Origin of the sequence: Gulosibacter sediminis, from assembly GCF_030011715.1 — a bacterium.
In the GTDB taxonomy this organism is placed as follows: domain Bacteria; phylum Actinomycetota; class Actinomycetes; order Actinomycetales; family Microbacteriaceae; genus Gulosibacter; species Gulosibacter sediminis.
On record NZ_JASCYH010000017.1, the window covers coordinates 29,658 to 48,521 of the forward strand.

Annotated in this window: 14 protein-coding genes; 9 read left to right on the forward strand and 5 right to left on the reverse strand. The window is 67.5% G+C overall.

Annotated features, from left to right (window positions below):
* Positions 1–10: 10 nt before the first annotated feature.
* The 3 genes from QM019_RS07395 (at position 11) to QM019_RS07405 (ending at position 3,160) form a co-directional block, all read left to right on the forward strand.
* A complete protein-coding gene (locus tag QM019_RS07395; RefSeq protein ID WP_282852453.1) occupies positions 11–976 on the forward strand; it encodes a tetratricopeptide repeat protein in 966 nt (321 codons plus the stop codon).
* A 190-nt stretch (positions 977–1,166) separates the two neighbouring features.
* The gene (locus QM019_RS07400) at positions 1,167–2,072 is read left to right on the forward strand and encodes a dihydrodipicolinate synthase family protein (RefSeq protein WP_282852454.1); all 906 of its coding nucleotides are present in this window, start codon (positions 1,167–1,169) and stop codon (positions 2,070–2,072) included.
* A gap of 116 nt (positions 2,073–2,188) precedes the next feature.
* Positions 2,189–3,160, forward strand: coding sequence for an ornithine cyclodeaminase family protein (locus QM019_RS07405; RefSeq protein WP_282852455.1), 972 nt, complete (start codon positions 2,189–2,191; stop codon positions 3,158–3,160).
* Between the two features lie 61 nt (positions 3,161–3,221).
* Here QM019_RS07405 and QM019_RS07410 read toward each other — a convergent pair whose 3' ends face one another.
* Entirely contained in the window at positions 3,222–4,568 is a 1,347-nt protein-coding gene (locus QM019_RS07410; protein WP_282825659.1) for an MFS transporter, read from the reverse strand.
* Between the two features lie 44 nt (positions 4,569–4,612).
* The gene (locus tag QM019_RS07415) at positions 4,613–6,142 is read right to left on the reverse strand and encodes an alanine/glycine:cation symporter family protein (protein WP_282852456.1); all 1,530 of its coding nucleotides are present in this window, start codon (positions 6,140–6,142) and stop codon (positions 4,613–4,615) included.
* A gap of 222 nt (positions 6,143–6,364) precedes the next feature.
* Here QM019_RS07415 and QM019_RS07420 point away from each other — a divergent pair, with 222 nt between their 5' ends.
* The 5 genes from QM019_RS07420 to QM019_RS07440 all read left to right on the forward strand — a co-directional run bounded on the left by QM019_RS07420 (position 6,365) and on the right by QM019_RS07440 (position 11,112).
* On the forward strand, positions 6,365–7,036 hold the full coding sequence (locus QM019_RS07420) for a GntR family transcriptional regulator (RefSeq protein WP_282852457.1): 672 nt from the start codon (positions 6,365–6,367) through the stop codon (positions 7,034–7,036).
* Between the two features lie 92 nt (positions 7,037–7,128).
* Positions 7,129–8,328: an NAD(P)/FAD-dependent oxidoreductase gene (locus tag QM019_RS07425; RefSeq protein ID WP_282852458.1), complete on the forward strand. Its 1,200-nt coding sequence runs from the start codon at positions 7,129–7,131 to the stop codon at positions 8,326–8,328.
* Entirely contained in the window at positions 8,325–8,648 is a 324-nt protein-coding gene (locus tag QM019_RS07430; RefSeq protein WP_282852460.1) for a (2Fe-2S)-binding protein, read from the forward strand. Before QM019_RS07425 ends, QM019_RS07430 begins: the two co-directional genes overlap by 4 nt.
* Positions 8,648–10,111: an FAD-dependent oxidoreductase gene (locus tag QM019_RS07435; RefSeq protein ID WP_282852461.1), complete on the forward strand. Its 1,464-nt coding sequence runs from the start codon at positions 8,648–8,650 to the stop codon at positions 10,109–10,111. Before QM019_RS07430 ends, QM019_RS07435 begins: the two co-directional genes overlap by 1 nt.
* Positions 10,111–11,112: a proline racemase family protein gene (locus tag QM019_RS07440; RefSeq protein ID WP_282852462.1), complete on the forward strand. Its 1,002-nt coding sequence runs from the start codon at positions 10,111–10,113 to the stop codon at positions 11,110–11,112. The genes QM019_RS07435 and QM019_RS07440 overlap by 1 nt, the downstream gene beginning before the upstream one ends.
* Positions 11,113–11,134: 22 nt before the next feature.
* On the opposite strand, the gene glgB is transcribed toward QM019_RS07440, so the two are convergent.
* The 3 genes from glgB to glgX form a co-directional block, all read right to left on the reverse strand.
* Positions 11,135–13,315: a 1,4-alpha-glucan branching protein GlgB gene (gene glgB, locus QM019_RS07445; protein WP_282852463.1), complete on the reverse strand. Its 2,181-nt coding sequence runs from the start codon at positions 13,313–13,315 to the stop codon at positions 11,135–11,137.
* A gap of 42 nt (positions 13,316–13,357) precedes the next feature.
* On the reverse strand, positions 13,358–15,388 hold the full coding sequence (locus QM019_RS07450; protein WP_282852464.1) for an alpha-1,4-glucan--maltose-1-phosphate maltosyltransferase: 2,031 nt from the start codon (positions 15,386–15,388) through the stop codon (positions 13,358–13,360).
* A 66-nt stretch (positions 15,389–15,454) separates the two neighbouring features.
* A complete protein-coding gene (glgX, locus tag QM019_RS07455; protein WP_282852465.1) occupies positions 15,455–17,518 on the reverse strand; it encodes a glycogen debranching protein GlgX in 2,064 nt (687 codons plus the stop codon).
* Positions 17,519–17,544: 26 nt separating this feature from the next.
* On the opposite strand from glgX, the gene QM019_RS07460 reads away from it, so the two are divergent.
* The gene (locus QM019_RS07460; RefSeq protein WP_282852466.1) at positions 17,545–18,738 is read left to right on the forward strand and encodes a cysteine desulfurase family protein; all 1,194 of its coding nucleotides are present in this window, start codon (positions 17,545–17,547) and stop codon (positions 18,736–18,738) included.
* The last annotated feature ends 126 nt before the right edge of the window (positions 18,739–18,864 follow it).

The window sequence follows — 18,864 nt, forward strand, 5'->3', positions numbered from 1 at the left end:
GAGGATGTAAATGACCCAGCCGAACGCCGCCTCGTCGCAACCCCAGCCCGAGATTTCGCTGCAGGGTGCCGTTGATCTGTCTGGCCTCGGCCAGGCACCGGGCGCCGCGCAACCGCAGCAGCAGGCCGGCCCGCCCGCGGGCGAGGCGCTGCTCTCGCTGCCGGACGCGGTCGTGAACGGTGGCGAGGCCGACCTCGAGCAGTTTGCGGCGCTATCGCAGCGCATGCCGGTGCTCGTCGAGATGCACTCGGCATCGTCACCCGACTCGCAGGCGCTCTCGCCGGTGCTCGCGGAAATCGTGCGGTCGGCGGAAGGCCGCATAGTCTTGCTGCGGCTCGACCTCGACGCGCATCCGACGCTCGGCAACCAGGCGCAGGTGCTTGCGCTGCTCGGTGGCCGCCCCGCGCCGTTGTTCGCGGGAAACCCGCCGAAGGACCAGCTCGTGCAGGTGATCAGCGAGGTCCTCGCGGTCGCCGCGCAGCAGGGACTCACGGGCTACGTCGAGCTCACCGGTGAGGGGGAGGACGCCGCCGAAGAGGCTGCGCCAGCCGAGCCGCCGCTGCACCCGCTGCACCAGGAGGCGAAGGATGCGCTCGAGCGCGGAGACATCGCCACCGCGAAGGCGGCGTACGAGCGCGCGCTCGCGGACTCTCCCGCCGACGACGACGCCAAGATAGGCCTCGCGCAGGTGAGCCTGCTCGAGCGATTGCAGGGCAAGACACTCGAACAGATCCGATCGGCCGCGGCCGAGAACCCGAGCGACATCGACGCGCAGTTCGACGTCGCCGACCTCGACCTCTCGGGCGGGCACGTCGACGACGCGTTCAACCGGCTGCTCGGCCTGTTCACCAAGGTCGACGCCGATGACAAGACGCGCGTGCGGGAACGGCTCATCGAGCTCTTCGACGTCGTCGGGGCTGACGAGCCTCGCGTCGTGCGCGCTCGCCAGCGGCTCACGAGCCTGCTCTTCGCGTAGTCGAACCGACACTGAGGCAGGAGGGTGTGGCCAGGAGGTCACACCCTCCTGCTCCGTTGATCGGGCATTTTCTGCAATTTCTGGCTGTAGGTAGCGGAAAGCGGATTAGTAACATATTATTCAAAGCGTCAGGTAATATATTACTGAGCGACGGTCGCCACGCACCTTGACAGCTCGGAAAGGAACCCACATGTCTGAGAACAAGAAGCCATGGCACGGAGTGCTCGTCGCTTCGGCGCTGCCCCTCAACGAGGACCTTTCGGTGAACTACGACAAGTTTGCCGAGCACGTCCAGTTCCTCGCCGAGAGCGGTTGCGATGGCATCGCGCCGAACGGCTCGCTCGGTGAATACCAGAACCTCACCGCGGAAGAGCGCGCAAAGGTCGTCGAGGTTGCCGTCGACGCCGCTCCCGAGGGATTCGTCGTCATGGCCGGCACCGGTGCCTACGGCTCCATGGAGAGCCGCCGCTGGGCCGAGCAGGCCGCTGAGGCCGGCGCCCAGGCCGTGATGCAGCTGCCCCCGAACACGTACCGCGCCAACGACGAGCAGGTCTTCGCGCACTACGAAGAGGTCGCCAAGGCTGGCCTGCCGGTCGTCGCCTACAACAACCCGCAGGACACGAAGGTCGACCTCAAGCCGGCCCTCGTGGCTCGCCTCCACGAAGCTGGCTTCATCGTCGGCATCAAGGAGTTCACTGGTGACGCGCGCCGCTCGTACGAGATCAAGGAGCTCGCGCCCGAGATGGACATCCTCATCGGCACCGACGACTCGGTGCTCGAGGTTGGCATTGCCGGCGCCGTCGGCTGGGTTGCCGGTTACCCGAACGCGATCCCGCAGAGCACCGTTGAGCTCTACCGCCTCGCGACCTCGGGTAAGCCCGAGAATTGGGCGAAGGCCCGCGAGATGTACGTCGACCTCCACCCGCTGCTGCGCTGGGACACGAAGACCGAGTTCGTCGAGTCGATCAAGCTGTCGATGGATGTTGTGGGCCGCTACGGCGGACCCAGCCGTCCGCCGCGCCTGCCGCTCGCCGACGAGGTGCGCGCGAAGATCATCGCCGACACCGAGGCCGTGCTTGCCAAGGGGTACAAGTAAGCCCTGCCGCTTGACCTTTCGGAGCCCGTCAACCGCCTCGGTTGGCGGGTTCCGTTTTGTCGTTCGGCGGGGTGTGTGATGCAGTCAGTCAGAACAACCGAAGGAGAGATTTCACGATGAGCAGCATTCCCTATGTCTCGGGGCCGGATGTGCGCGAAGCGCTTCCCTGGGACGTCGCGATCGAGGGTGTCGAAGCCGCCCTTCGCGGCGGCGTTGACCCGGAGGCGGATGGGCCCCGCATCTTTGCTCTCACGCCCAACGGCGAGTTCTTGATCATGCCCGCGATCGCCCCCGAGGTGATGGGCGTGAAGGTGCTGACGGTGTCGCCCGACAACCCGGCACGCGGGCTCGAGAAGATTCAGGGCCTTTATCTGCTCTACGACGCCGACACCTCCGCGCCCCTGTGCGTCATGGACGGCATCGAGGTGACGGCCGTACGCACGCCAGCGGTCACGCTCAGCGGGCTGCGCGCACTTGCGGCCGCCGCGCCCGCGGGTGACGAATTGCCCGCGGCGCCCACGGTGCTCGTGTTCGGGGTCGGCATCCAGGGCATCAACCACATCCGTGCCGCGAAATGGGCGTGGCCCGACGCCCGATTCCAGGTCGTCGGCCGTCGACCCGAGCGTATCCAGACCGCGATCGACACTCTCGCCACCGAAGGCATCGATGTAGCCGATGCGAGCGGTGACGTCGACGCCGCGGTGCGCGCTGCGGACGTCATTATCACGGTGACGTCGTCGAGCACTCCGGTGTTCGACGGCAGCCTTGTGCGCGGGGGAGCGCTCGTCGCCTCGGTGGGGCAGCATGGGCTCGATGCCCGCGAGGTCGACGCCGAGCTCGTGCGGCGGTCTGACGTCATGCTCGAGAGCCGCACCGGCATGTTCCGCGAGGGCGGCAACATCATTCCGGCGCGCAGCCTCGACGAGTGGGAGCAGCTGCAGCCGAGCAACATCCGGGATGCGGTGCGGGGGGAGTTCACGCGCACGGCCGGCAAGCCGGCGCTCTACACCGGCGTTGGAATGTCGTGGGAGGACCTCGTGCTCGCGGGCATCGTCTACCGCGGCCAGCAGTCCGAGTTGGCTGAGTAAGCAACACGCAAGAAAATGGGCGCCGCGACGAATCGCGGCGCCCATTTTCTTGCGTGGGGGCCTAGGGCCGAGCCATCACGAACTCATCTTCGTCGGCACTGTGCTGCATCGAGCGGTCCTTCGTCTCGGGCATCATGGCGAACAGCACCACAAGTGCGAGCACTGAGACTGCCACGATGTACCAGGCGGGCGAGACGTTCGAGCCGGTCATCGAGATCAGCGCGGTCGCGAGCAGCGGGGCAGTGCCGCCGAAGATCGTGAACGCAAGGTTGTAGCTGATCGACGCGCCGGTGTAGCGCACCCGTGCCGGGAACATCTCGACGTAGGCGGGGCCCGCGGGCCCGAATACGAGGCCCAGCGCGAGGCCGAGGAGGCCCTGCGCGACGATCGCTGCCCAGAGCGTGCCGGTGCCGACGAGGAAGTAGGCCGGCAGCGACACGATCGCGCTAAACGCAATCGCGATGAGGAGCATCTTGCGGCGCCCGATCCGGTCGGAGATCGCGGCCGAGACCGGCACCATGACGAACGTGATCAGCAACGCGATGCTGTTCGAGATGAGTGCATCGTCGGAGGAGAGCCCGATCGTTACGGTCATGTAGGAGTAGAAGTAGCCCGTGAGCGAGTAGTACCCGAGGCTCGCCACGGCCGACATGGCAAACACCACGAGCATCGAGCGCCAGTGCGTCGCGAACACGGTGCGAATTGGTGCCGATTCGACCGCTTTCGACTTGCGCATCTCGACATACGCGGGCGACTCGTCGACGCGGGTGCGGATGTAGAGGCCGACGACGGCGAGCGGTGCGCCGAGCAGGAAGGGTATGCGCCATCCCCACTCGTGGTACGCCTCGGGCGCCATGATCGCGGTGAGCCACAGCACGAGCAGGGCCGCGAGCACCGGTGGCAGGTTCGACGCCGTGTAGACGAAACCAACGTTGCGACCGCGAGTCGCGATGGGCGAGTGCTCCGCCACGAACGAATTCGAACCGATCGTCTCGCCCGCGGCGGAAAGCCCCTGCAGCATCCGCAACACAATCAGCAGGATCGGCGCGAACACGCCGATCACGGCGTAGGTCGGCAGTAGACCGATCAACGTCGTGCTCACACCCATGAGCAGGATGACTATCGCGAGGACGCGCTTTCGCCCGAAGCGGTCTCCGAGCGCACCGATGAGGAACGCGCCGACGGGGCGGGCGATGAACCCGACCGAGTACACCGCGAACGTCGACAGTAGCGCCGAAGCCGGGTCGAACTCGGGAAAGAACAGGCTCGCGATGACCGGCGCGGCGTAGGCGTACACCGCGAAGTCGAACCACTCGACAAAGTGTCCGATCGCCGAGGCGGCCATGACCTTGCCGATTCCCTTTTTGGCCGCGGTATCGGTTGAACTGTCAGGTTGTTGCGTGGACATGAGGTCTCCTCGTGGTGGTGCGTAGGCGGGGAGGGGTCTTGGAGTTAGGAGTTATCGGTCTCTCGTTCGAGGTGACGACGCTCTTCGGTCGGGATGGGGGTCGTGGCGCTCGGGGCCAGCCAGAAGTCGGCGCCGGTGATGCCGTGGTCCTCGGGGTGGAAGACCGGATCCTTGCCCGCCCTGCGCTGTCGTTCGTAGTCGCGGTAAACCTTCCGCACGACGGGCAGCAGCAGGACGATGCTCGCCATGTTGATGAAGCCGAGCACGACGTAGCCGATGTCGCCCGCGGCCCACATCATGTCGGCGGAGATCACGCCGCCGACGAACGAGATGACGAGCGAACCGATCTTGAGTACCCACAGGGCAGCGTTGTTCACCTTCTCCTTCGTGAGGAAGATGAGGTTCGACGAGGCGATGTAGTAGAACGCGACCTGGCTCGTGAAGGCGAACAGGAAGATTGCGACGGCGACGAATGCCGAACCGAAGCCGGGGAAGACGGTGTCAATCGCGGCCTGCGCATTCGCGCCGCCGGTCACGAGGTCGGCCGGGATGCTGCCCTGGTGGATCAGCTCACCGGCGGGGGTGATGACGTTGAACGAGTCGGTCGCGACGATGAGCAGGCCAGTGGCCATGCAAACGAACAACACGTCGACGTAGATCGAGAAGGCCTGTACGAGGCCCTGCTTGCCGGGGTGGCTGACCTTGGCGGCGGCCGCGCCATATGTGCCCTCACCGACGCCCGCGACCGAGGTGAAGATCGCGCGGCGGATGCCCCAAGTGATTGCGAAGCCGAGGATGCCGCCGAACACTTCGTGCGCGCCGAATGCGCTCGAGAGGATCACGCCGACGGTCTCGGGGATTGCCTGGAAGTTCCAGAAGATGACGACGAGCGCGACGATGATGTAGCCGGCTGCCATGAACGGCACGATGAGCTGTGCGACGTTGACGATCCGCTTCGTGCCGCCGATGATCACGAGGCCGAGCAGCACGGTCACGATCGTCGCGGTGATCCAGGGTTCGACGCCAAAGGCGTACTCAACGCTCGACGAGATGTTGTTCGACTGGATGCCCGGCACGAGGAAGCCATAGGCGAGGAACGCGACGAGGGCCGCGACGACCGCGAGCCAGCGCAGCTTGAGGCCGTGGTAGATGTAATACGGAATGCCGCCTCGGTGCTCGCCGTCAATGCGACGCTTGTACACCTGGGCGAGGGCCGACTCAGCGTAGGAGCTGGCCGCGCCGAGCAGGCCGGTCACAGCCATCCAGAAGATGGCGCCGGGGCCGCCGGCCGCGATGGCGGTCGCGACGCCCGCGATCGCGCCGACGCCGACGCGGCTCGAGAGAGTGAGCGAGAGTGCCTGGAAAGAGGAGACGCCGCCGTCCTCGTCCTTGTTTCCGCCGCTCGTGATGAGGCGGATCATGTCGGGGAAGCGGCGGACCTGTGTGAACTTGAAAACGATGGTGAATAGCAGGCCGAGCGCGAGCGCAAGATATGCAAGCCACTCCCAGCCGATATTGCCGATGGTCTGGAGTACGCCCGTGAGCGACTCCATGAATCCTGATAGCCCGTCCATTTGGTTCCTTCACGTCGTCGTGGTGTGCCTGGAGTCGGAGCCGTCATGCCACTGGATGAGCATGCGGCTTGCTGATTAATATGTGACATATTACAAGTGGCTGTCGAGTTGTCGAGGGTTTCCCGTGAATTTCTTTACGTTCGAAATTGCTCGAAGTGGGCGGTGCCGTGTCACGCGGTACCATTGGGCAGCCGCGTGGACAACCTGAAGGAGCGTGATCGCATGGCCTTTTCTATGGCTGCCGATGTTGCGAGCCGCCCGAGTCTGCGCGCGCAGGTCGAGCGAGCGCTGTCGGCCGCGATCGTCTCTGGCCAACTGGCGCCGGGGGAGTTGCTCACGGTGCCCACGCTGGCGGTAAAATTCGAGGTCTCGGCGACGCCCGTGCGCGAGGCGCTACTCGATCTTGCGCATCGCGGGCTCGTCGAGCCGGTGCGCAACAAAGGTTTCCGCGTTACTGAAGTGTCGGATGCGGAGCTCGAGTCGCTCGCGAAGATTCGCCTATTGCTCGAGCCGCCGAGCATGCGCGACCTCGCGCCGAAGTTTGACCTCGCGCGCGAGGCTGAGATGCGCGAGCTCGCCGACCGCATTACCCAGGGTGCGAAGGATGTCGACCTCAAGCTCTACCTCGAGGCCGACGTCGAGTTTCATTCGCGGCTGACGTCGATGCTTGGCAATGCGATGCTGACACAGCTCGTCGACGACCTGCGCACGCGCGCGCGACTGTCGAACCTGCAGCGCATGGCTGAATCGGGACACCTCGATGCCTCGGCCGCTGAGCATCACGAGCTCGTGGATGCCCTGGTCGCGCACGACATGGACCTCGCCGAAGAGATCATGCGCCGTCACGTCGGCCACACGGTCGGTATCTGGGCTGGGCGCGACGAAACCAAGTAGCCCTCTGCTCGGTGGGGCTGCTTGCGAAGCGTGTATCCCACGCTTTAATGTGTGACATATTACTCACACAGAAGTGACATCAGGGAGCGAATATGGCTTTTGACGTCGTCGTCATTGGCGCAGGCATTGTCGGCGCTGCCTGCGCCCACACACTCGCGACCCGCGGCGCATCCGTCGCCGTGCTCGATCGCTCGCTCCCCGCATCCGGCACGAGCAGCCACTGCGAGGGCAACCTACTCGTCTCAGACAAGGGGCCGGGTCCGGAACTCGACCTCGCCCGGCACTCGCTCGCGATGTGGCCGACGCTTGCGCGCGAGATCGAGGATGAACTCGGTCCGGGCATGCCATCGCTCGAGTTCGAGCCGAAGGGCGGCATCGTCGTGACGACGACCGAGTCGGGCGCGCAGCCGCTGCTCGAGTTCGCGGGGGAGCAGCGTGCGGCGGGCATCGACGCGCGCGTGCTCACGATCGACGAGGCGCTCGAGCGCGAGCCGTGGCTCAACCCGGAGTGCACCGCCGCGGTGTACTACCCCGAAGATGCGCAGATCCAGCCGACCATCGCGACCGAGGGCTTGCTCGCGGTCGCGAAGAAGCACGGCGCGCAGGTATTCGCGCGCACCGAGGTGACGGGGCTCGTTCGCGACGCCGCGGGCGCGGTCGCGGGCGTCGAGACGAGCTCCGGCAAGATCGCCGCAAAGTCGGTCGTCGTGGCCGCGGGACCGTGGACCGGGCAACTCTCGCAGCGGCTCGGCGCGCCCGTGCCGATCGCGCCGCGTCGCGGCAACGTGCTCGTCACCTCGCGCATGCCGCACCGTGTGTTTCACAAGGTCTACGACGGCGACTACTTCGGCGCGACGCAGTCAGCCGACGCGGCGCTGCAGACGGCCGCGGTGATCGAATCATCGCAAGCCGGCACCGTGCTCATTGGCTCAAGCCGCGAGCAAGTCGGCTTCGACGAGTCGATGCGGGCCCGCGTGCTGAGCGAGATGGCGCAGAAGGCCCTGCGGGTGTTTCCGTTCCTCGCCGAGGCGAGCATCATGCGCAGCTACGGCGGCTTCCGCCCCTACATGCCAGACCACCTGCCCGTCGCGAGCGACGACCCGCGCGTGCTGGGACTCTTCGTCGCCTCGGGTCACGAGGGCGCCGGCATCGGCCTCTCGGTCGTCACCGCCGAGATCCTCGCCGCGCGCATCCTCGGTGGCACCCCGCGCAGCTCGTTCGGTCCGATCGAGACTGCGCCCTTCGATCTGCGCCGCCCCTCGCTCGCCAGCTACCTCAAGGAGGCCGCATGACCGCTCGGCTCATCCGCGCCGAAGACGATCCGATCGAGCGCCGTGTGTCGGCGCGACTTACGGCGACGTTTGACGGCAAGCCACTCGAGGGCGAGGCGGGCCAGACCGTGGCCGGGCTGCTGCTCGCCAACGGCATCGATTCGTGGCGCACGACCAGCGTCAACGGCCGACCCCGTGGCCTCTTCTGCGGCATCGGCGTCTGCTTCGACTGCATCGTCACGGTGAACGACGAGCGCGACGTGCGCGCGTGCCAGCGCCGGGTGCGGGATGGCGACGTCGTCTGCCCGCAGCACGACGAACTTCCGGAGGTGAAGCACTGATGGCGGTGGAACACTCACGCAATCGGCACGTGGTGGTTGTCGGTGGCGGGCCGGCGGGTCTTGCCGCGGCCGCGGCCGCGATCTCGGCGGATGCTCGGGTCACCCTGCTCGAGTCGGGCGACGAACTCGGCGGGCAGTTCTGGCGGCACCTGCCCCAGGAGCGCGCCGGCGCGAAGGAGGCGCGGCTGCACCACAATTGGGCGACCTACGCGCGGCTGCGCGAGACCGTGCTCGGTTCGGCGAGCTGCAAGGTGCTGACGAACGCACAGGTCTGGTCGCTCGAGCGCGACCCGACCGGCCACATTGTGTTGAACATCGCCCGCGGCACGGTTGACTCCGGCAACCGAGAGACCTTCCAGTTGGAGCTGGATGCGCTCGTGCTCGCGACCGGCGCGCACGACCGCACGCTGCCGTTCCCCGGCTGGACGCTCCCCGGGGTTTTCACTGCGGGCGCCGCGCAGGCGTTCGCGAAGAGTGAGCGCATCGCCCTCGGGCAGAAGGTCGTCATCGCCGGTGCCGGGCCGTTCCTGTTGCCAGTGATGACCTCGCTCGTGTCGGCGAACGCGAAGGTTGTCGGCGTCTTCGAGGCGAACCCGCTCCGCAACCTGGGCGGCTGGGTTGCCGACCGCCCCTGGAAGCTCGCTGGCGCATCCCACAAGGCGGGCGAACTGCTCGAGTACGTCGGCGCGCACGTGCGCCACCGTGTGCCGTACAAGACGGGCCGCGCCGTCATCGAGGCGCATGGCACCGACCGCGTTGAGGCCGTCACCGTTGCGAAGGTCGACCGTAGTTGGCGCCCGATCATGGGTACAGAGCGGCGCTACGAGGCCGACGCGGTCTGCGTGAGCCACGGCTTCACGCCGCGCATCGAGCTCGCGATCGCCGCCGGCTGCGACATCTCGCCGCAGAAGTTCGTGCGCGTCGATGACACTCAGCGCTCGAGCGTCGACGGCGTCTACGCCGCGGGTGAGATCACCTCGATCGGCGGCAGCGACGCGGCCCTCTACGAGGGGCAGATTGCGGGCCACTGCGCAGCCGGCGGCGACGTCGTCGACCCCGAACTGCGTCGCGCGGTGCGACAGCGCGCCACCTTCACCCATTTCGCCGGCCGCCTCGAGGCCGCCCACGGCATCCGACCCGGATGGACTTCCTGGCTCAGTGATGACACGACGCTCTGCCGCTGCGAAGAGACGAGCGTGAAGAGCTTCCGCGACGCCGTCGCGGTGACGGGTTCGGCGGGCATCCGATCGACGAAGCTCACGACGCGGGCCGGCCTCGGCATCTGTCAGGGGCGCATTTGCGGTCGCAACGTCGAGGCGCTGCTCGTGGAGGCGACCGGCGATGCCGTCGGCGACGGCGCACGCACCGACCGGCGCCCGATCGTCGCGCCCATCCGCCTCGCCGACCTCGCCACCGCTGGCGCCGCGGCACCCATCAACAGCACCGAAGAAAGCGATAGCTGATGCGTTCGAAACTCCTGTTCTCTGCCGTTGACTCGCACACCGAGGGCATGCCGACGCGCGTCGTCACGGGCGGATTTGCGCCGATCCCCGGCGAGACGATGAACGACAAGCGCCTCTACTTCCAAGAACACCTCGACCACCTGCGCCGGCTGCTCATGACCGAGCCGCGCGGCCACGGCGCCATGAGTGGGTCGATCGTCATGCCGCCGACCCGTGAGGACTGCGACTTTGGCGTGCTCTACATCGAGGTCTCGGGCCTATTGCCGATGTGCGGACACGGGACGATCGGTACCGCGACGGTGCTCGTCGAGACCGGCATGGTCGAGGTCGTCGAGCCCGTCACCACCATCCGCCTCGACACCCCCGCCGGCCTCGTCATCGCGCGCGTCGCGGTGTCCGACGGCCACGCCGACTCGGTCACGATCGAAAACGTGCCGAGCTACACCGAGCGGCTGGATGCGCAGGTCGAGGTGCGGGGGCTCGGCACGGTGCCGTACTCGCTCGCGTTCGGCGGGAACTTCTACGCGATGGTCGACCTCAACGACGTCGGCATCGAGTTTGATCGAAAGAACCAGCAGCAGATTCTGCAGGCCGGCCTGAAGATCATGGACGCGATCAACGCGACGCAGCCGCCGAAGCACCCGACGATCGAGGGTCTCGACCACGTGCACCACGTCGAGTTCATCGCACCCGGCTCGACAGCCGAGTACTCGCGCCACGCCATGGCGATCTACCCCGGCTGGTTCGACCGCTCGCCCTGCGGCACCGGCACCTCGGCCCGCATGGCCGAGCTCTACAGCCGCGGCGAGCTGCCGCTCGACACCGACTTCATCAACGAGTCGTTCATCGGCAGCAAGTTCACGGGTCGTCTCATCGCTGAGACCAAGGTCGGCGAGTACGACGCCGTGATCCCGACGATCACCGGCCGCGCCTGGGTGACCGGCATCGGCCAGTACCTGCTCGACCCGAGTGACCCGTTCCCCGAAGGGTTCGAGTTCTAGGCGCTCACCCGCTGCAGGTCGGTCAGTCGCGCAGCAGGAACGTCGCGCCGAGCGGCGGGATGCGCAGCGCGGCCGAGTGCGAGAAGCCGTTGCAACCGTCGGCCTCGAGCCGCACCTCGGCGTTCGTCACGCCGCCGCCGCCGAATGCGATCTCGTCGGAGTTGAGCACCTCGCGCCAATTGCCCTCGGGGAGCCCGAGTCGATAATTCTCGAGCGGCTGGTTCGAGAAGTTGTGGATGCATGCGATGACGCCGCCGGAGCGATCGCGGCGCAGGTACGCGAGCAGCGAGTTGTCGCTGTCGCCGCCGCTGATCCACTGCAGGCCCGAGGGGTCGTTGTCGAGGTCCCAGAGCGCCGGCACGTCGCGGTAGAGCTGGTTGAGCTCAGCGACGTAGCGCTGGATGCCCGAGAACGTCGGGTTGTCGAGCAGCCACCAGTCGAGGCCGCGGGCCTCGCTCCACTCCCGCGTCTGCCCGAACTCCTGGCCCATGAAGAGCAGCATCTTGCCCGGGTGGCTCCACTGGTACGAGTAGAACGCGCGCAGGTTCGCGGCCTTCTGCCAGTCGTCGACCGGCATCTTCGTGAACATCGAGCCCTTACCGTGCACGACCTCGTCGTGCGAAATCGGCAGCACGTACTGCTCGCTCCACGCGTAGACGAACGAGAACGTGAGCTCGCCGTGGTGCCACTTGCGGTGAATCGGGTCCTGCTCGAAGTAGCGCAGGTTGTCGTTCATCCAACCCATGTTCCACTTCAGCCCGAAGCCGAGCCCGCCCATGCTCGTCGGCTTCGTCACGCCGGGGAAGCTCGTCGACTCCTCGGCGACCATGACGATGCCGGGGTTGCGCTTGTAGGCGGTCGCGTTGACCTCCTTGAGGAAGTCGATCGCCTCATAGTATTCGCGGCCGCCGTCTTGGTTCGGCAGCCAGTCTTCGCGCGAGTAGTCGCGGTAGAGCATTGAGGCGACGGCGTCCACGCGCAGGCCGTCGATGTGGAACTCCTCGAGCCAGTAGAGGGCGTTCGCGACGAGGAAGTTGCGCACCTGCGAGTTGCCGAAGTCGAAGACGTGGGTGCCCCAGTCCTGCTGGTCGCCGAGGCGCGGGTCGGGGTGCTCGTAGACCGGCTGGCCGTCGAAACGGGCGAGGGCGAACGCATCCTTCGGGAAGTGCCCGGGCACCCAGTCCATCAGCACACCGTAGCCGGCCTGGTGCAGCCGGTCGATGAGGTAGCGAAGTTCGTCGGGCGTGCCGAGGCGTGACGTCGGCGCGTAGTAGCCCGAGACCTGGTAGCCCCACGAGCCGCCAAAGGGGTGCTCGGCCAGCGGCATGAACTCGACGTGGGTGAAGCCCATCTCGTCGAGGTATTCGATGAGCTCGTCAGCGAGCGAGCGGTAGCTCAGGCCCTCGCGCCACGACATGGCGTGCAACTCGTAGACGCTCATGGGCGAGTTGTGTGGGTCGTGCGTCGCCCGCGACTCGAGCCAGTTGTCGTCGCCCCACTCGTACTGCGACGCGGCGGTGATGACGGATGCGGTGTTCGGCGGCACCTCGGCCGAGCGGGCGAGCGGGTCGGCCTTGTCGATCCACGCGCCCTCGGCGGTGCGGATCTGGAACTTATACGCGTGGCCTGCGGTGACGTCGGGAATAAAAAGTTCCCACACGCCCTGGTCGTTGAGCTTGCGCATCGCGTGCCGTGCGCCATCCCAGTCGTTAAACGAGCCAACGACGCGAATCGCGGCCGCGTGCGGAGCCCAGACGCTGAATGCCGTGCCGCGCACCGCATCCATCACCCGCTCGTGCGCACCAAAGCTGCGCCAGAGCTCCTCGTGCCGGCCCTCGCCGAAGAGGTAGAGGTCGGTGTCGCCGAGTGTCGGGAGGAACCGGTACGGGTCTTCGGCGACGTCGGTCGTGCCGCCTCCGTAGCGGGCCTCGATGCGGTAGGCCTGCAGCCCCTGCTCGTGGACGCCCGCCCAGATGCCGTGCGCGACGTGGGTGAGTGGCATGCGACCGCCGTCGGCGAGCAGCACCGTGACCGAGTCGGCGAGCGGGCGACGCACACGAACGCAGACGCCGCCGCCGTCGAGCTCATGCTGGCCGAGCACACCGTGTGGGCCCGAGTGGCGCCCCTCCGAAAGGGCGAGCAACTCCCCGTCGGGAATGATGGGCCCGAGATTCGGCTGGCTGGGTACAGTCGGCGTGCTCATGATGCTGCGTTCTCCTCTTCGAGGCGGATCTATCGATTTGGGTTAGCGCTGCACGTGCAGCACGTGCGCCTGGCCTGGGTCGAGGCGCACGTAGTTCGACGAGCGCCACGTCCACCGCTGCCCGCTGAGCAGATCGACGACGCCGAAGGCGCTCGCGGCGGGGAGCCCGAGTTTCTCGAGGTCGAGGTGCACGTTCGAGATGTTGGTGTTGGCGGTGTCGAGGTTCACGACGACGATGATCGTGTCGTCGATGCCCGTGGGGGTATAGGCACCCGAGAGGTGCTTCGAGAACGTGAGGATCTGGTCGTAGTCGGCGTCGTGCGCCTCGAAGTTGCGCAACTGCGCGAGGGCCGGATGCGCGTGGCGAATCTCGTTGAGCTTCGTGATGAGTGGGGCGAGCGACGAGCCGTCGGCCTCGCGGGCGGCCCAGTCGCGCTCTTTGTACTCGTACTTCTCGTTGTCGATGTTCTCTTCGGAGCCGGGGCGGGCGACATTCTCGACGAGCTCGTAGCCGGCGTATACGCCCCAGTTTGGTGTGGCAGTGGCCGCGATGACCGCCCGCGCCTCGTAGGCGGCTCGGCCGCCGTGCTGGAGGTACTCGGTGAGAATGTCGGGGGTGTTCACGAAGAGGTTCGGCCGCATGAAGTGGCTCGTCTCGTGCGACACCGAGGTGAGGAACTCCTCGAGCTCCTCGCGCGTGTTGCGCCACGTGAAGTACGAGTAGGACTGCTGGAAACCGGCCTTCGCGAGCGACTGCATCACCGCGGGGCGCGTGAATGCCTCGGCGAGGAAGATCACCTCGGGGTGCCGGGCGTTGACCTCGTGGATCAACCACTCCCAGAACTGCAGCGGCTTCGTGTGCGGGTTGTCGACACGGAAGATGTGCACGCCGAGGCCGATCCAGTATTCGACCGTCTCGAACACCTCGCGGTAGATGCCCGCGCGGTCGTTGTCGAAGTTGATCGGGTAGATGTCCTGGTACTTCTTCGGCGGGTTCTCGGCGTAGGCGATGGTGCCATCGGCGAGCGTCGTGAACCATTCGGGGTGCTCGGCGACCCACGGGTGGTCTGGCGTCGCCTGCAGCGCGAGGTCGAGCGCGACCTCGAGGCCGAGTTCCTCCGCCCGCGCGACGAAGGCGGTGAAGTCGTCGGTCGTGCCGAGGTCGGGATGCACCTCACGGTGGCCGCCCTCGGCCGCGCCGATCGCCCACGGCGAGCCCGGGTCGTTCGGCCCTGCATTGAGGGTGTTGTTCGGGCCCTTGCGGTTCGTGCGGCCAATCGGGTGGATCGGCGGGAGGTAGACGACGTCGAAGCCCATCGCGGCAACGCCGTCGAGGCGGGATGCGGCGCTGCGGAACGTGCCCGAGATCCAGCTGCCGTCCGGGTTGCGACGCGCGCCCTCCGAACGGGGGAATAGCTCGTACCAGGCGCTGAAGCCGCTGCGCTCGCGCTCGACGCGGATCTCGCGGGTATCGGACGCCGTGACCAGCGAACGAACCGGGTGCTGCGCGAGCAGCCCGAGCACCACATCCGTCGTCGCGGCGGCGAGGCGCTCTTGCCCCGCGCGCGTGGTCTCACGGGCAACGAGTGCGGCCCGCAGGAGCGTGTCGCGCTCGGCCTCGCTGAGGTCGGCGTCGGCCGCGGCGCGCTCGAGCACGCGGGCGCCCTCTTCGAGCATGAGCTCCACGTCGATGCCGGCGGGAACCTTGATCTCGGCATTGTGCCGCCAAGTGGCGAAGTCGTCGGCCCAGGCTTCGACGTGCCAGCTCCAGGTGCCGACGGCCGTGACCTGCGCCGACGCGACCCACTCGTCGAGGCCGGGGCGGCCGGGGCGCATGCGGATGCGCTCGGTCACGTCTTCGGGCGAGGTGAGCACGATCTCGGCGCCGATGAGGTCGTGGCCCTCGCGGTACGCGACCGCTTGGAAGGGCACGACCTCACCGACCGAGGCGCGGGACGGGAACCGGTTGTCGTCGAGCTGCGGCTGCAGCTGCATCACGGGAATCCGCCCGTAGCGCGGCCTGTAGTCGCCCGGGAACTCGTGGAGGTCATTCGCGTTGTTGCCAGCTGTCATTGCCACATTTTCGACGCTAGCAACAGCGGGCGAAGCTTGCCTGGGTTTGTGCGGCTGCCGGCGCGACTATTCGTCGGTGACCGCCGCGTAAATCCGCATCGACGGCCCGACCATGCGCAGACGGTCGCCGGGCACGAGCACGCTCATCGCATCCGAGTCGATTTCGGCCACCTGCTCGGTGCTCGAATCCCAGAGCAGGCGGTAGCCGTCGATCTTCGGGCCGAGCGGGATGCGAAAAGGCGCCGGGTCTTCGACACCGTGAATGAGCACGAGCACACGGTCGCGGCCGTCGCCCGGCAGCTCGGTTGAGGCGAGGAACTGCAGCGAGCGCAGCGTCGGGGTGTGCCACTGCCAGTCGTGCATCGGCTCGCCGAGCGGGTCGAACCAGCTCAGGCGGGCGGCCTCGGAGCGCGTGGTGTCGGTGTGGTTGAAGCGGCGCGGCCGCAGCACCGGATGCTCCTGCCGCAGCTGAATGAGTCGGCGCACGTGCGGAATCAGGGCTTCCTGCGGGCCGGTGAGGTTCCAATCGACCCAGCCGAACTCGGCGTTGTCCTGGTTGTACGGGTTGTTGTTGCCGCGCTGCGTGCGCCCGAACTCGTCGCCGGCGACGAGCATCGGCACGCCGGCCGAGATGAGCAGCGTGCCGAGCAGATTGCGGATCGCGAGCTGGCGGCTGCGGTCAATCAGCGGGTCGGCGCTGTCGCCCTCGCGGCCGAAGTTGAACGAGCGGTTGTCGTTCGTGCCGTCGCGCCCGAGCTCGCCGTTGAGGAGGTTGTGCTTGACGTTGTAACTCACGAGGTCGCGCAGCGTGAAGCCGTCGTGGGCGGTGATGAAGTTGATCGAGGCGAGCGGGCCGCGGACATCGTTGAAACGATCGGATGACCCCGCCATCGCGGTCGACAACTCGCCGAGTCCCTGGCGGTGCTGGCCGGTGATGCGCGCCTGCGAGAAGCTGTGCACCCAGAAGCTGCGCACGCGGTCGCGGAACTCGTCGTTCCACTCGGCCCAGCTGAACTCCTCGTCGCCGGGGAAGTTGCCGGTCTGCCAGCCGCCGGTGCCGACGTCCCACGGCTCGGCGATGAGCTTTGTTTCGCGCAGCACTGGGTCGTTCGTCATCGCCTGCAGCAGCGGGTGGTCGCGGTGGTAGGCGTGGTCGGCGCCACGGCCGAGCGTCACGGCGAGGTCGAAGCGGAAGCCGTCGACGCCGAACTCCTCGGTCCAGTACCGCAGCGAGTCGAGCACGAGGCGTTGCGCGGCCGGCAGGTTCGTGTCGAGCGAGTTGCCGCAGCCGGTGACGTCGAGCAGCTGCTCGCCGTCGAGGTGGCGGTAGTAACTCGCGCGGTCGATGCCAGCGAACAGCACGGGCTCGCCGGTGTCGCCCTCGTCGGCGGTGTGGTTGTAGACGACGTCGAGCAACACCTCGATGCCCGCGTCGTGCAGCGTCTGCACCATCGACTTGAATTCGCGGGCGACCGCCTCGGGCCCAGCGGCCCGCGCATCCGCCGTCGCATACTCGGCGTGCGGCGCGAAGAAACCGAGCGTGTTGTAGCCCCAGTAGTTCGTCGTGTCGGCGCGACGCAGGTGCGTCTCGCTCGTGAACGACTGCACGGGCAGCAGCTCGACGGCGGTGATGCCGAGGCGCTGCAGGTGGGCGATGATGTTCGGATGCGCGAGGCCGGCGTAGGTGCCGCGCAGCGGTTCAGGCACGAACTCGGCGAGCTTCGTGAAGCCCTTCACGTGCAGCTCGTAGATGACCGAGTCCTGCAGCTTCGTCGCGGGCTTCGGCGACCAGTCGAATGCCTCTGGCTCGGTGACGACCGCGACCCAGCGCTGCTCACGCGCATCCCCGAGGTTTTCGACCGAGCGGGCGTATGGGTCGAGCACGAAGCGCTCGGGGTCAAAGCGGTGCACGCCGCCGCTCGGGCCGTCGACCGAAAGCGCGTAGCGGCGGCCGGGCGTCAGCCGATCGCACGTGACCGACCAGATGTCGCCGTCGCGGCGCATCCGCACGCGCTCGGCAATCTCGCCGGCGTCGTCGAAGAGCACGAGCGCCATATCGCTCGCGTGGTGGGACCAGACCCGGAGCGTGCCCGTGTGGAGTCCGAGTGGGGGAAGGTCGTGTGCCTGCATCGGTCACCGATTTTACAATTAGGAGTATGCCGATCTATTTGGATCATGCGGCGACCACGCCGATTCGCCCCGCAGCCCGCGACGCCTGGCTTGCGGCGCACGAACGCGTGGGCAACCCCGCCTCCATTCACGCCCACGGGCAGAGCGCCCGCGCGAGCCTCGAGTCATCGCGCGAACGCCTCGCGCGGCACCTCGGTGCGCAGACGATCGAGGTCGTACTGACCTCCGGCGGCACCGAGTCGATCAACCTCGCGATCAAGGGGTTTTGGTGGGCGGCGAACCCGGTGCCCGGCGCGCCCGCTCGGCCGCGCATCCTCACCACCCGGGCCGAACACCACGCGACGCTCGACGCGGTCGAGTGGCTCGTCGCGCACCAAGGCGCCGAGGTCGGGTTCGTGCCGGTGGATGCGCGGGGGCGCGTCGACCTGGATGCGCTCGAGCGGCTGCTCGCCGAGGGCGCCGATCGCACCGCGGTGATTTCGGTGTTGCACGCCAATAACGAGGTGGGCACGGTACAGCCGGTGGCCGAACTCGGCGAACTCGGGCGGCGGTTTGGCGTGCCGGTGCACATCGATGCGGTGGCGTCGCTCGGGCACGATGATGTTGATCTGCGCGGCTGGGGTGTGCAGGCGGTGAGCGTGTCGGCGCACAAGGTCGGCGGGCCCGTCGGCGTGGGCGCGCTCGTGGTGTCGCGGGATGCGACGCTCGAGGCGCTCGTGCACGGCGGCGGCCAGCAGCGCGGGCTGCGCAGCGGCACACAGGATGTTGCGGGCGCGGCGGCGTTTGCGGCGGCGCTCGACGAGGCAGCCGACCCCGCCGAGCGCGAGCGCCTACGCGCGCTGCGCGATGCGCTCATCCAAGGAATTCGCGAGGCGATTCCCGAAGCGCGGCTGCGCGGGGCCGACCCGGCCGGCGGTGCGGCTGCGCGGCTCGTGAACAACGTGCACTTCACGTTCCCGGGCGCGCAGGGCGACTCGCTCCTCTATCTGCTCGACATGGCGCAGCTGTCGGCGTCGACCGGCTCGGCGTGCCAGGCGGGCATCCCCGAACCGAGCCACGTGCTGCTCGCGATGGGCGACGACGAGGCGACCGCCCGCGGTGCCCTGCGCTTCACCCTCGGCTGGGACTCGACCTCCGCCGACGTCGCGGCCCTCCTCGAGGCTCTCCCCGCCGCCTACAACACGGCCCGCCGCGCGGGCCTCAGCAACCGCCCCCGCTAACCCCGCCCGAGCGGCTGCGTGCCCTGCGTACTTGCGCCGCCTGAGAGATTCAGCCCCAAGTAGTTGCGTGTCTGAGAGGTTGAGTGGTCGTTTTTTGTAGTTTCCAGGCACTGGAAACTACAAAAA